Raw genomic sequence first — 12,954 nt, 5'->3', positions numbered from 1 at the left:
AAGGAGGCGTTAGGGCATCAGGAAGATGACGACGATCGCGAAAATGACGAGTGTTTCGGGCAACACCGTCATAACGATCCCAGGAACGAACATGTCGTCATCCTCTGCGATAGCGCCGACAGCGGCGGCGCCGATACCACGCTCTGCGTATCCGGCGGCGAGTGCGGCCAGACCCACACCGAGGGCGGCTGCCCCGTGGTCGGTCAGGATCGGCGACTCGTTGACTCCGTTCTGCAGTGCGACGTTGGCGAATTCAGGTAGGGTTTCGATCATGGCTAATTTGCTCACTGTGAGCTTGATTGCTCCGAACAGTCGTATCTGTCGTTGCGGCCCTCATAAAACTCTCGAAAGAATTCGACATAGCTAAGGTAGACTACTAGATTTCGCCGCCGTATGAGAGATAGTAGCAATATTCCGTACTACCAGATATGAGAGAGGTTCGAGAACCGAGAACGGGACCGCGAGCTAAAATCCGGGCCGATCAGTCGGCCTGGATCGACCGTTCCTGGCCGAACGGTTCGTACTCCTCACCGCCGCCCTCGTAGAACTTCTGGAAGAACTCGACGTACTCGAGGCGGAGCATCTGGATGCCCGCCGCGGTGATGCCGAGCAGGAGCACGAGGATGTGTCCCAGCACGAACACGAGGATCGCGATCGGGATCGTCACGATCAGCGGATCGATGTGAACGAGGCCAGCGAACCCGGGCTCGAGCGCTTCGTACTCGTAACCCGAGATGGTCTCGATCGGGATGCCGGGCAGGTTGAAGTAGGTGTAGCCCTCCGGCGTGTCGTAGGCGCCGAACACCAGCAGGTTCACTGCGAACGCCATCCCACCCTTCGCGAGCAGGACGGCGACCATCCGCAGGTACGAGAGGACGTGACCGAACGCCCACGCCGGGATCTCGAAGATGCCGGCGATCCCTTCGCCAACGCCGACGAGGATGGCGCCGACGAGCACCATCACGAGTCCGACCTGACCGACGACCTCCGGCAGGCCGGCGAAGCCCATGAACTGGTAGAGGATAGCCTCCTCACCGGCTCCAACCAGGAATCCGGGCTTCTCCTCGACCAGGTGCAGGCTGAAGATCCAGAGGAACAGCCCGTTCATCGCGAGCAGCCACGACAGGCGCTCGTAGACGGCCGCCTTGAGGCCGTGGCTGAGCTCGTTGACGAAGCCCATGATCAGGCCGATGTTCAGGTGGATCAGCCCGAAGACCAGGCTGAGGATGATCCAGAGCATCGCCCACTCGGTGGCTTGCAGGCCCTTGTCGAGCGATCCTGCGAGCGGGAGTGCCAGTCCGAGGTCGGACATGTGGACGCCGAAGATGTCGTCGTACAGCCAGCCGAAGATGACGGTGAACGCACCGGCCCAGATGCCGATGGTCCCGAGCGCCTTCCCGGCGTCCGAATCGAACACCTTCCAGCAACCCCAGCCCATCAGCATGTAGAGGAGCCCGTAACCGATGTCCCCGATCATGAACCCGAACGCGAACGGATAGGTGAGGAAGACGAGCAGCGTGGGATCGAGTTCGCTGTACTTGGGCTGACTGACCATCTTGACCAGCAGCTCGAACGGCTTCGCCGGGGTGACGTTGTTGAGGATAACCGGCGGCTGGTCGTCCATCGTGACGGCGCCACGGCGCTGGCTCGTCCCGCCGTCGGTGGCGGCCTTCGGCGGCTCCTCTCGAGTTCGCTCTGCGGCGTCTTCTTCCTCGTCGTCGCCGGCACCCGTGTGCGCCTCGGCACCGTGCTCGTGGTCGTCGTAGTCGGCGACCTCGAGCTGTTCGATCTCGACGCTGTCGCCGACGGCACCCTCGAGCGCAGCGACGAACTCGTCGTACTGGCTCGCAGGGATCCAACCCTCGGCGATGAACGCTCGACGGGTCGTCGCGAACTGCAACGGCGCGTCGGCGCGCTGGGACTCGATCGTCAGCTCCGCTTCCAGCCCCAGCAGGAAGCCGCCCTCCTCGCGTTTGACGTGCTCGAGTTCGGCGTCGATCTCCTGGAGATCGTCCTCGAGGTCACGCTTTCTGTCCTCGAGTCGCCCAACGTACTGCCGTGGACTCTGGTCGGTCTCCGGCACCGCGTGACGGGTGAACTCGATACCCACGAGCGCGTCGTCGATGACGTCTTCCTCGTCATCGGCGGGTGCAGCCACGATGGCCACGACGTCCCCGCCGGTGAACGTCTCGTAGGCCCGGATCGCCGCTTCGGACTCGAGGGCGTCCTCGACGGCCGACAGCGAGCCTTCGCCGACGAGCACCTCGACGCTGTCGTAGCCAGACAGCAAGTCGAGGTCGATCGCGAGTTCGGCGAAGGGAGCCACGCGGTCGATCTCCTCGTCGACCTGTCGGAGCTGTTCGCGGATCTCGCTGCGCTCGTCGTCGAGTTCGTTCACCCGGGTCCGGATCCCCTCGAGGCGTGCTTCCCAGTCGTCCTCGAGGCGGCCGGGGACGGCGTCGTCGGGGTCGAGGTCGAGCGTACTCTCGAGCGCCCGGACGGTCACCAGCTTTTCGGAGACTTCGTCGGCACCCTCGATCGGGTTGCCGTTGTCGAAGCCCTCCCAGGTGCCGTCGTAGTCCGAGAGGTGGACCAGGTTCAGCTCGTGGATCGTCTCGATGACCGTGGGCATGACGCCCTTGGAGCCGGTCACCGAGACCTTGCTCATCCGCTCAGGTCTGAGCATGGACGTCCTCCTGGAACAGGGTAACGACGTACTCTGTCACCTCGTCGACCCGGTCCGCGGCGCGTCCCTCGAGTGCCTCGCGTTCGGCCTCGCCCTCCTCGAGGAGCCGTTCACACTCGGCATCGATCTCCTCACGAGCCTCCTCGAGGCGCTGCTCTTTGAGCTCGCGCGCCTCCTGTTCCGCCTGCGAGCGGATCTCCTCGGCTCGTTCCCGGGCCTCGGCTATGCGCTCGTCGCGGTCGTTTGCTGCCAATGCGACGATTTCGTCGGCCTCTTCCTCCGCCGACTGGAGTCGTTCAAGAACCTTTGGCCTCGGCATACTCTAAGCACGCGATGGTTTGTGAGGTCCGTATAAGGTAGTTGCGAAAGCGAATGCTGCATCTTTCACGCGCGAGCCCCGGAGAGCCGAAAGCCGTCGTTCGACCCCGATCGAGAACAGCAAACCTATCACCGTTCGGTTGGAACCACCGGTTAATGGGTATCCTCGAGAACAAGGCCCGCGCCCGGCTGTTCTACAAGTACCTCTCTCGGGTCTACGATCAGGTCAACCCCTTCATCTGGACCGAAGAGATGCGAACCGAGGCACTCGAGTTACTCGAGTTTCCCGACGATGCGACGGTTCTCGACGTCGGCTGTGGCACCGGCTTCGCCACCGAAGGACTGCTCGAGTGCGTCGACGAGGTGTACGCGATCGACCAGAGCGAACACCAGCTCGAGCAGGCGTACGCCAAGTTCGGCAGGACCGACGGCCCGGTGCACTTTCACCGCGGCGACGCCGAACGCCTCCCCTTCGCGACGAACACCTTCGATATCGTCTGGTCGTCGGGCTCGATCGAGTACTGGCCCGACCCCGTCCGGACGCTCCGGGAGTTTCGCCGCGTGCTCAAACCCGGCGGACAGGTGCTCGTCGTCGGACCGAACACCCCGGACAACCCCGTGACGCGACGGCTCGCCGACGCAATCATGCTCTTTTACGACGAGTACGAGGCCGATCGGATGTTCAAGACCGCCGGCTTCGAGGACGTCAAACATCTGTTCCAGGGGCCGTCGTACGACCCCGACATCGCGATCACGACGATCGGCCGCGCTCCCGAGTAAGTCAGGTGCTCAGCCGGCCGTCGCCGAGAGTTCCGCGATCGTTCGTCCGTCGACCGCGAGCCGAATGACCACTTCGTCGCCCGCCTCGACCGTCGGCGCGTTCGTCTCGGCGATTCGAAACGTCGCACGCTCTCCCGCTATCCAGCGAGGCTCGGCCTCGGCGTTGAACGGTCCCTCCGGCGTCCCGTAGAACCCCTCGGCCCCGACGAACGGAACCGGTGGCTGGTCCGCGAGCGGCTCGCCGTTGACTTCGACCCACACCGTGAGCGCCGCGACGTCGACCGGGTCGCCAGCGACGTGCTCGATCGTCACCGCGTTTCGGTCGGCGTCGACGTCGAGAGCGAACGCGGCGGTCGAACCCGCCGGCTCGAGCGACCACGCACCGACGACCGCTGCGACCACAGCGACCAGACAGACCGTAATCGCGACCAGGAGGACGACACCGACGAGCGGGCCGACCCCACGACACCCGTCCTCGAGTTCGACTGTCGATGACACGAACGGTCATCGCCGACTCACCGTAGATATACCCACGGCTACAGCAATCCGTCCGAATCGTTCCCCGTCAAAGCAATCCCGGTCGATCGTCAGTCGCCGGCGGCTCATACGGTCTGTTGTAATTCGCTACCGGTGATCGCTCGAGCGGGGCAGCGATCACCGGTAAAACGGTATACCGATCCGGATCAGATCGTGCTCGCCCAGCCCGAAACGGTCGCGTTCACCGTTTCGTCCGGCGTCTGTGCAGACAGTTCGAACTCGCCGACCGGCGGCAGGATCCACAGCGTTCCGTCCTCGCCCGTTTGACCGAGCTCGCGACCATCGACGACGACCGTGACGTCTGCCGGGTCACCGGTTTCCTGGTCGGTGACGACGACTTCCATCGGCCCGTCGACAGCCGTTCGATTGATCGAGAGCTCGAGCGTGTCGTTCGTCCACGTTTCTTCCTGGGACGTCGAGGGTACACTCTCGATCGACAGCGACTGCACCTCTCGGTAGACGCCGGTCGAGCCCGTGTCCAGACTGACCTCGAGGTCTCCCTGTACGGTCCGCATCTCGACCCAGTGCAGCCGAACCGGTGAGTAGTCGCTGATCGTGTTCAGCCCCATTCTAACGCCGACCGGCTGTTCGTTGACCGTCCACGGGTAGTACAGCTCGGCGTACTCCTCGGCAGCCGAGAGACTTTCGACCTCTGGCGATCGGTCGAGCTCTCGATTGTCGAACCGAATCGTTTCAGTAACGTATTCGTCTCCGGCGATCATCGCGAGGCTCACGCCGTCGGCGGACGTCTCGAGGCGAACGTCCGCCGTCGTTTGAGGACCGGATCCACCCACTTCGAACTGCGAGCGAACTGGACCCCGGTACTGCTCGAGAAACATCTGGTCGGGTTTGGTGTCGATCGAGATACCGATCGTCTGATCGGCACCAGCTTCCAACTGCTCCAGAGCCTCATCGAGTGCGTTCGCTTCCTCGTAGTTTCGCCGCAGCACGGTCAAGAGCGCCTCGTCCGACAGCTGGCCACTGACGTGGGCGCTCACTGCCTCGTGCTCACGGCTCTCGAGGGCGTCGACTCGAGTCTGGATTCGATCGTACGCCGCTTCGATCGCCTCCTGTCGTTCGACGGTCGAGCCGTCGGTGATCGCTCGGTCGACTACAAAGCGTTCGTTATCGATCCGTACCGCGTCGTCCTGTGCTGCGAGCGTCGCTCCGAGGTTAGGTGACGTCTCGACGTAGCTGCTTCGGACGTCACCTTCGAGAACGAGTCGGTTCGTCGTCGCATCTGCTTCGACGACCCCTCGCATCGATGCGTCGTCGACGGTTACGGGGGTCAGTTCTCGGAGCACCCCCGGCTCGCTCGTCGACCGGGACTCGTACCCAAGCCAGTCCACGGCGGTCGGTTCACCGTGATCGATGTCGGCAGCTGGCAGCGTCTCGTCTCCCGCTGGATCGACCGTGGCGAGGGCGATCGCAGGGAGAGAACAGACCAGAAGCAACGCGAGGAGGGCAGCGGAAACCGCGTTCTTCATCTTTCGATACTCTACGTTCCAGGTATAAAAACTGGTCGACAAACGATCCAGTTCCCGCTACGGCGATCGTGACGTGCAGTGACGATCGTCGCTGCGTCGACAGCCCAGACGTCGCTAGCCTGTCTCCCCTATTGCAGACAGGGATCTGGAAAATCTGTTACCGGTTGTTTTAGGATGGAAAGGGTTTTTTCCACAGAGGATACACCCTTGAGACGTATGCGGTTATCAGCCGCCATCGTCCTCGCCCTCGCAGTCCTCCTCGTCGTTGCCCCCATGGGTGTGGTCGCCGCCACACCGTCGGCCCCTCTACCGACTGGTTCGGCGTACACGCAAGTAGACACCGAAACCGCTTCGGGAGCACCCCTCGAGCCTGCCGAGCCTCGGCAGGTGATCCGAATCGCCGTCACCGACGACGGCGATGCGATCTGGACGATCGAGAGTCGATTCCACCTCCAGAGCGAAACCGACCGCGATGAGTTCGAGGCGTACGCCGACGCGATCACCGCTGGTGATCGGGACGCCGGATACGACACGGAAACGCTCGAGCAGTTCCGGCAGCTCGCAGCGGCGTCGACGGATCGGGAGATGCACCTCGAAGACGCCGGCTGGGACGATCCTCGAATCGAATCCGTCGACGACGGCGACCACGAACTCGGCGTCATCTCCTACTCCGCGACGTGGTCGAACTTCACCGTCGTCGACGGGGGGTACGTCTATCTCGGTGACGCGTTCCAGTCCGGGGACGGGACGTGGTTTCCGGAGTTGACCGAGGAGCAACGGCTCGTGATCGAACGGCCGGCGAACTCCACGTTCGAAGACGTTCCACGCGGTCTCGAGGACGGTGCACTCGTCTGGATCGGACCGTACGAATTCGACGAGAACGAACTTCAGGTCACGTTCCAGATCGGCAACAACGGAGCCGGAGGCGGCGACGGCAACGGGTCGGAGACGCCACCGACTAGCTTCTTCGACGGACTCCTGTCTCCGACGTCGATCGTCGCCGGGTTCGGTCTGCTCGTGCTCCTCGCCGTCGTCGGGATCGGTGGTTACCTTCTCGCCTCCCGTGAACGGCTAGCCGACCTGATCCGACGCGCCGGTCTCGACACAACCGCATCCGAACCGACGTCGGACGAGCCACCGACCGGCGAGGCAGCCGCTTCGTCGGTCGAGTTCGACGACTCGAGCGTCAAGGAGGCGGAGGAAGTCGACGTCGAACTCCTGAGCGACGAAGAGCGCGTCCTCCGACTGCTCCATCAGAACGGTGGCCGGATGAAACAGGCGATGATCGTCAAAGAGACCGGCTGGTCGAACGCCAAGGTGTCCCAACTGCTCTCGAAGATGGACGAAGACGACGAGATCGAAAAACTCCGGATCGGCCGCGAGAACCTCATCACGCTCCCCGAGATCGACCTGACCGAGATCGAGTGAGCGGTACGCGGTCTGTACGGCTCATATGGATTTCGATCGTCACACCCGATAATCTGGACAGTTCTCCGTCCGATCGCGAGTCGGGCTACGCGAGCGGCGTCCGCTCGACGACCTGCCACACGTACCTTTTTCTCGTCGGGTTCGCTCGCTTCACTCGCTCACCCCTCCTCGAAAAATCTACGCCAAAAAGCCGCTCGTTCGCTACGCTCACTCGCGGTTATGCCAGCGGCGTCCGCTCGACGACCTGCCCGTCATACGTCGGATACTGCTCGACGATCTCGCCGTCCGCGACGTCGCCCTCTTCGATCATCTCCTCGAGTAGCCACCAGGCAACCTCGACGTGGTTCGCCTTGACGGTGTAGAACTCCTCGGGAACGCCGAGTTCCTCGAACCGCACGGGGTCGGCGTACGTCTTTCCGTAGACGAGTGTGCCGTCGTCGGTGACGTCGTCGAACTCTCGGCGGACGATCCGGGCCATCCGCTTGAGCCGGCGACGGTGCTGGGCGGCGTCTTTGAACACCGACGTGCAAAAGTACACCCTCGGATGGTCGCCCATTACGTCGAGGAGCTCTTCGCGATCGGTCTCGACGGCGCTCATGTGGCCCTCCTTGAGTTCGTAGCCTTTCTCTTGCATCCGCCGGAAGTTGCCGTGGCTCATCTCGAACTCGTTCACGTTGCAGAAGTCCGCGGCCCCCTCGTCGAGAAAGTCGAGGAACTCGGGTTCGGGGCGGATGCCGGGGATCTCGAACGCCGGGGTGAGCCCCTCCTCACGGGCAATGTAGAGGATCTCCTCCCACTCGGTGCCGTGGAGCTCGCCCCACTGCTCGAGTGGCGGGTGGAAGCGAATTTCGTCGAGGCCGGCTTCCGAGAGCCGGCGCATGTTCTCCCGACCGCCCGTAATTCCCGTGTAGAGGTGGGTGTGGTGATCCTCGCCGAACTCGTCTTTCAACAGCGAAAGGTAGTGACAGGTCCGCTCGAGGGCCTCCTGGGGTTCGCCGCCCGTGATCGAGGTCCCGAGAGCGTCCATTCGGTGAGCTTCCGCTAAGACGTCGGCGTCGGATTCGACGAGCCGCTCGTTGGCGTAGACGTCGGTGACGTTCTTGCGAGTCTCGCCGAGCGGGCAGTAGAAGCAGTCGCGCTGGTCACAGTAACCGTAGACGAACAGGACCATCTTGCCGCCTTCCGCGCACTGCTCACAGCCCTTCGAGATCATTCGAACGTAGGTACCGGCCCGAGACCCAAAAGGCGTGCGAAAGCGATCGGCGCTACCAGGTTTCGATCCGCCCCTCGTGGACGTCCTCGACGCAACCCTCGCAGTCGGGGTGGTCGGCCTCGTAGCACGCCGGCCGATACGCCTCGTCCAGCCGCGCCGCCCGCCGTTCGGCGAACCGACGACAGACGATCTTCGCGCGATCCGCCTCGTCGGTCGGGAGCGCACGAGCGTTGCGCGCCGCCTCGTAGGCCTCGCGGGCTTCCTCGAACTGTTCGCCCGACGAGTGACGAAGCTCCTCGTACCGCTCACCGGCCTCCTGAAACTTCGATCGGAGGAAGCGCTCGAGTCGACGTCGGTCAGCCATTCGTGTCTGTCCCGTGTTCGATGGCGGCCCACATAGTCCCGTCGCCGCGAGCCGTTCGGGCTACTGTTTCGTCAGGCCGGCGAGTGTCACCAGACCCGCGGTTTCAGTCTCACCTGCGCGCGTGCGCCGGAACCCCGGTACAGCTGGCGGTTTCGACGCGATCGACGGCCGTTCACTTTCACCCCGGTTACGGCAGTTTAAATACTATCGAGCGCGAACCACGGTATGCCTCCCAGTGAAACCCAGGAGGAGGCGTGACACCATGAGCGACGTACGACAGCACGCGGAAGACATACACGACCAGTTTTCAGAGCACGTCGACGTCTCAGTCGACGACGTCGAGGAGCGCCTGACCACGCTCGTCGACGAGTACAAGGTACCGATGGGAGAGGCCCGGCGGAGCGTCACCAACCACTACCTCGAGGAGGCCGGCTTAGAGCGCGAGGACATCGCTTCGAGTTCGAGCGAAACCGTCGAGATCGAGGAGATCGACGAAGACGAACAGTGGGTTGACCTCACGGCGAAAGTGATCGAACTCTGGGAGCCCCGAAGCGACTCCATCGCACAGGTCGGGCTCCTCGGCGATCCGACGGGCACGATCAAGTTCACCAAGTGGGCGAAATCCGAACTCCCCACGCTCGACGAAGGCGGCGTCTACCGGCTTCGCAACGTCGTCACCGATGAGTACGAGGGACGGTACTCGGTCAAGCTCAACAGCACGACCGTCATCGAGGAGCTCGAGGAGGACATCGAGGTCGGCGACGACACCTCCGAAATCGAAGGCGCGATGGTCGACATGCAAAGCGGCAGCGGGCTGATCAAGCGCTGCCCGCACGAGGACTGCACCTACGTCCTCCAGAACGGTCGCTGTCCCGAGCACGGTGAGGTCGAGGGCGAGTTCGACCTCCGGATCAAGGGCGTCGTCGACGACGGGCTCGACGCCCACGAGGTCATCTTCGACGCCGAGGCGACCGAGGAACTGACGGGCATCAGCCTCGAGGAGGCCAAGGAGATGGCGATGGACGCCCTCGACACGACGGTGGTTGCGGACGAGATCGCGGATCAGGTCATCGGCACCTACTACCGCGTCGAGGGACCGACGTTCGGTCGCTACGTGCTGGCCGACGACATCGAGGAACTCGAGGCGCCGGCCGATCCGGAAGAACTGCTGATCAAAGCGAGGTCGATGTGACATGAGTCAGGCACAACTCACCCGCGAGGTCGCCCGCCGCGTCTTCGCTTCGGAATTCAACGACTCGACGTACGCGTTCAAGGAGTCCGACGACGAACGCGCACCGAACTACGCACTGCTCCCGACGGGCGACCGCGCGAACCGCGTGTACTTCGTCGGCACCCTCACCGAAACCGAGGACGTCGGTGAGGAGAGCGAGTACTGGCGCGGCCGGGTCGTCGACCCGACGGGGACCTTTTTCGTCTACGCCGGCCAGTACCAGCCCGAGGCCGCCTCGGTTCTCCGGGACACGGAACCCCCAGCGTACGTCGCCGTGGTCGGCAAGCCCCGCACCTACGAGCCCGAGGAAGGCACGATCAACGTCTCCGTTCGACCGGAGTCGATCGCCGTCGTCGACGAGGCCACCCGCGACCGCTGGGTGGTCGAGACCGCCGAACGCACCCTCGAGCGCATCGAGTCCTTCCGCGAGTGGGAGGCCGAGCAAGAAGCGCCCGAGAGCGGATCGACGGCCCCCAGCAACGAGTACGCTCAGATGGCTCACGAGCGCTACGACGCCCCCGTGGAGAACTACCGCCGGGACGTGATCCAGGCGCTCGAGAGTCTCGAGGAGATCGAAGCGGCACCGTAATCACACCGCCTCCACCGGGCACACCACCGACCGATTTTCGACGATCGTTTCTGGAGGCGAGCGACGGTTGCGCCTCACCGGGCGAACACTCGAGGCCAACCGTCTGACGAATTGTTAAGTGTCTCGGACACCGACTAGAGGCGACATGGGCAACAAGAACAAGACGATCTCCTTCCGGGTGAACGAGGACGCGTTCGAGGCACTCCAGGAGATCGCCGAGGAACGCGACATCTCGTTGTCCGCGGTCTTCCGGGACTACGTCGACATGCTCGTCGACCACGACGGCCAGGTGTCGGTCGTCCCCGAGTCCGAACTCGAGAAACTCGACCGAGCCGACGCCGACCACGCGTTCCCCCCGACCGTGGAGGTGCCAAAGAGTTTCGTCCGCGAGCACGAACGACTCGAACTCGAGGCCGAACACCTCCGCGAGCAACTCGAGGAGTACAAGGCGTACGCCACCGACCTCAGGGACCGACTCGAGGAAGATGGAGAAGAGGTGTTGCTCCTCGACGACCTCGACGAGGCCGACGAACCACGACAGTTGCGGTGAGTCGTCGCGACTCCCGGCCGGTCACCGCGAAAGATTCTGCTTCGTTCGACTGATCTCCTCACGTTTTGCCTCGGCGCCGTCGACTCGTGCCAGCCCTTCGGCCGCCTCGAGCGTCCGGACGGCATCGTCGAGAAACGAGAGGACGTCCCCGGGGTAAGCGTAGAGCATGTAGTCGTCGCTCATCACGTCCACGATGGCGTCGGGGCCGAGCCCCTGAGCACGCAACTCGAGGAGGTAGCGCATGAACTTCCGTTCTGGACAGCCACAGTAGGGGTTGTCCTGACAGTCACAGTCGAGAAAGTCCGACGCGAAGTCGAGTACTCGCTCGCGGGTGGCGTCGTCGAGTTTCTCGAGCCCGTCGCCCTGGAACAGGACGTCGAGCGTCGCGCCCTTGAACGCTCCCTTCGGGATGTTCGTCTCGAGCTGGGAGCTGATCTGGCGGTGGTTTTTGAGGTAGATCTTGTCGGTGATGGCCACGCGTTGGCAACCGTAGTCGGGCCGGTGACAAAAGCGCCACGGATAGGGACGGGCTGGCCGAACGACCGGCACAGCGTCGCACACCGGACTCGAGAACGTAACGTATTTCAGGCGTACCGATTTAGATATCCTTGCAAGCGTGTCCGGGTTGGGGTAGTGGACTATCCTTCAGCCTTGTGGAGGCTGAGACGCGGGTTCAATTCTCGCACCCGGACCTTCTGTGGCGAACAACTCCGTGAGCCACAGCAGTCCGCAGAGAATTGAACCACGCGAGACGAGCGAACGCGAGTCTCGCAGTCGGGTTCAATTCTCGCACCCGGACCTTTTCGCGACGTCATCGCTCACTCCGTTCGCGGTGGCTCGGCGCTACCTCGCTGTGCCGACGACGATACCGCGATCGCTCGATACCGGACCGGATACCGCTACAGTACTCGTTTCAACGGTTACTATAGACGCGATGGAGTCACCGCTATCGAAACAACCTGAAACAGGTGAGACACTGCCGTTCAGTGACTCCGAGAACAGTCCTCGGACAGCAGCGTCCACAGCCGGTCGCAGTCACCCTCGAGTCGCTCGAGCAGTTCCCGAACGTCGGTTCGGACGGGCGCTGCGACGCGTACGAGCACCATCCCCTCGTCGGGTTGGCCGTAGACGACGCTCGCGCCCTCGGGGGCAGCGACGATCGCCGGCAGTGCGGCGAGGTCCTCTTCCCCGTCGACGAGGATCGTCGTGGGTTCGTCGGCCTCGAGCGCGGTACAGAGTGCACGGACGAGGGCTTCGGTGATCGTCGCGGGCGGGTTTTCGACCTCGAGGCTCGCGCCCGTGGTTACGGCCTCGCGGATCTCGGCATCGACGGCCTGGCGTTTGGTTCGGCCGTCGACGACGGCGACGTCCGGTGGGTAGTCGGCCTGGAGCAGGTGATAGGTGACGACGTCGCCGACGGCAACGATCGGCGGGTCGGCGCGCTCGAGGAGCGTTTCGGCGTCGGTCTCGATAGGGCCGAATGGCTCTTTCAGCTCGCTTCGAAGCTCGTCGGGAAGAACCAGCAGCGGCTCGTCGTCCCTGCCGGCGTCGTCGGCTACGTCTCGGGACACGTCAGCGGACTTTGAGCGCGTACGCGCCCGGTTCCGTGACCTGCATCTCGGTAGCGATCTCGCTCTCTTCGGGGTGAGCGATGACGACGTAGCCGGCCCAGTCCTCGGTGAGCGACGAGGAGCCACACGACACGCAGATATCGGCGTCCGCGTCGTTCACCCGGTGACACTCGCGACAGACGAGGCGCTTTGCGGCCATC

Annotated in this window: 15 protein-coding genes and 1 tRNA gene; 6 read left to right on the top strand and 10 right to left on the bottom strand. The window is 63.6% G+C overall.

Going from position 1 to position 12,954, the window contains the following annotated elements:
- Positions 1-9: 9 nt before the first annotated feature.
- From NMQ09_RS06010 to ahaH, 3 genes are all read right to left on the bottom strand, one after another.
- Positions 10-273, bottom strand: a complete 264-nt coding sequence (locus NMQ09_RS06010) for a hypothetical protein (protein WP_255194562.1) — start codon at positions 271-273, stop codon at positions 10-12.
- 208 nt (positions 274-481) lie between these two features.
- Positions 482-2,686 (bottom strand): V-type ATP synthase subunit I, encoded by a 2,205-nt coding sequence (locus NMQ09_RS06005; protein WP_255193532.1) that lies wholly within the window; start codon positions 2,684-2,686, stop codon positions 482-484.
- Positions 2,673-3,005: an ATP synthase archaeal subunit H gene (gene ahaH, locus NMQ09_RS06000; RefSeq protein WP_255193531.1), complete on the bottom strand. Its 333-nt coding sequence runs from the start codon at positions 3,003-3,005 to the stop codon at positions 2,673-2,675. Before ahaH ends, NMQ09_RS06005 begins: the two co-directional genes overlap by 14 nt.
- A gap of 155 nt (positions 3,006-3,160) precedes the next feature.
- Here ahaH and NMQ09_RS05995 point away from each other — a divergent pair, with 155 nt between their 5' ends.
- Positions 3,161-3,784 carry a methyltransferase domain-containing protein gene (locus NMQ09_RS05995; protein WP_255193530.1) on the top strand — a complete coding sequence of 208 codons (624 nt, stop codon included), beginning with the start codon at positions 3,161-3,163 and terminating at the stop codon, positions 3,782-3,784.
- A 9-nt stretch (positions 3,785-3,793) separates the two neighbouring features.
- Here the strand turns inward: NMQ09_RS05995 and NMQ09_RS05990 are convergent, their stop codons facing one another.
- Together NMQ09_RS05990 and NMQ09_RS05985 are read right to left on the bottom strand one after the other, a co-directional pair.
- Positions 3,794-4,282 (bottom strand): type IV pilin N-terminal domain-containing protein, encoded by a 489-nt coding sequence (locus tag NMQ09_RS05990; protein ID WP_255193529.1) that lies wholly within the window; start codon positions 4,280-4,282, stop codon positions 3,794-3,796.
- A 185-nt stretch (positions 4,283-4,467) separates the two neighbouring features.
- The gene (locus tag NMQ09_RS05985; protein WP_255193528.1) at positions 4,468-5,808 is read right to left on the bottom strand and encodes a DUF7096 domain-containing protein; all 1,341 of its coding nucleotides are present in this window, start codon (positions 5,806-5,808) and stop codon (positions 4,468-4,470) included.
- Positions 5,809-6,024: 216 nt separating this feature from the next.
- Between NMQ09_RS05985 and NMQ09_RS05980 the strand changes: the two genes are divergently transcribed.
- On the top strand, positions 6,025-7,236 hold the full coding sequence (locus NMQ09_RS05980) for a helix-turn-helix transcriptional regulator (protein WP_255193527.1): 1,212 nt from the start codon (positions 6,025-6,027) through the stop codon (positions 7,234-7,236).
- A 217-nt stretch (positions 7,237-7,453) separates the two neighbouring features.
- Here the strand turns inward: NMQ09_RS05980 and NMQ09_RS05975 are convergent, their stop codons facing one another.
- Together NMQ09_RS05975 and NMQ09_RS05970 are read right to left on the bottom strand one after the other, a co-directional pair.
- Positions 7,454-8,449, bottom strand: a complete 996-nt coding sequence (locus tag NMQ09_RS05975; RefSeq protein ID WP_255193526.1) for a radical SAM protein — start codon at positions 8,447-8,449, stop codon at positions 7,454-7,456.
- A gap of 52 nt (positions 8,450-8,501) precedes the next feature.
- Positions 8,502-8,813 carry a DUF7091 family protein gene (locus tag NMQ09_RS05970; RefSeq protein ID WP_255193525.1) on the bottom strand — a complete coding sequence of 104 codons (312 nt, stop codon included), beginning with the start codon at positions 8,811-8,813 and terminating at the stop codon, positions 8,502-8,504.
- A 262-nt stretch (positions 8,814-9,075) separates the two neighbouring features.
- Between NMQ09_RS05970 and NMQ09_RS05965 the strand changes: the two genes are divergently transcribed.
- From NMQ09_RS05965 to NMQ09_RS05955, 3 genes are all read left to right on the top strand, one after another.
- A complete protein-coding gene (locus NMQ09_RS05965) occupies positions 9,076-10,005 on the top strand; it encodes a replication factor A (RefSeq protein WP_255193524.1) in 930 nt (309 codons plus the stop codon).
- Between the two features lies 1 nt (position 10,006).
- Positions 10,007-10,633, top strand: a complete 627-nt coding sequence (locus NMQ09_RS05960) for an RPA family protein (RefSeq protein ID WP_255193523.1) — start codon at positions 10,007-10,009, stop codon at positions 10,631-10,633.
- Positions 10,634-10,778: 145 nt separating this feature from the next.
- Complete coding sequence (locus NMQ09_RS05955) at positions 10,779-11,183, top strand: DUF8146 domain-containing protein (protein ID WP_255193522.1); 405 nt, start codon at positions 10,779-10,781, stop codon at positions 11,181-11,183.
- Positions 11,184-11,204: 21 nt separating this feature from the next.
- On the opposite strand, the gene NMQ09_RS05950 is transcribed toward NMQ09_RS05955, so the two are convergent.
- Positions 11,205-11,660 (bottom strand): DUF5814 domain-containing protein, encoded by a 456-nt coding sequence (locus NMQ09_RS05950; RefSeq protein ID WP_255193521.1) that lies wholly within the window; start codon positions 11,658-11,660, stop codon positions 11,205-11,207.
- A gap of 142 nt (positions 11,661-11,802) precedes the next feature.
- Between NMQ09_RS05950 and NMQ09_RS05945 the strand changes: the two genes are divergently transcribed.
- Positions 11,803-11,875, top strand: a tRNA-His gene (locus NMQ09_RS05945).
- 291 nt (positions 11,876-12,166) lie between these two features.
- Here NMQ09_RS05945 and NMQ09_RS05940 read toward each other — a convergent pair.
- Positions 12,167-12,754, bottom strand: coding sequence for a GTP-dependent dephospho-CoA kinase family protein (locus NMQ09_RS05940; protein WP_255193520.1), 588 nt, complete (start codon positions 12,752-12,754; stop codon positions 12,167-12,169).
- 1 nt (position 12,755) lies between these two features.
- Complete coding sequence (spt4, locus tag NMQ09_RS05935; protein WP_255193519.1) at positions 12,756-12,953, bottom strand: transcription elongation factor subunit Spt4; 198 nt, start codon at positions 12,951-12,953, stop codon at positions 12,756-12,758.
- Between the last annotated feature and the right edge of the window lies 1 nt (position 12,954).

This window comes from Natronobeatus ordinarius (assembly GCF_024362485.1).
GTDB lineage: Archaea > Halobacteriota > Halobacteria > Halobacteriales > Natrialbaceae > Natronobeatus > Natronobeatus ordinarius.
This window is presented reverse-complemented; position numbering and strand designations above follow the sequence as displayed.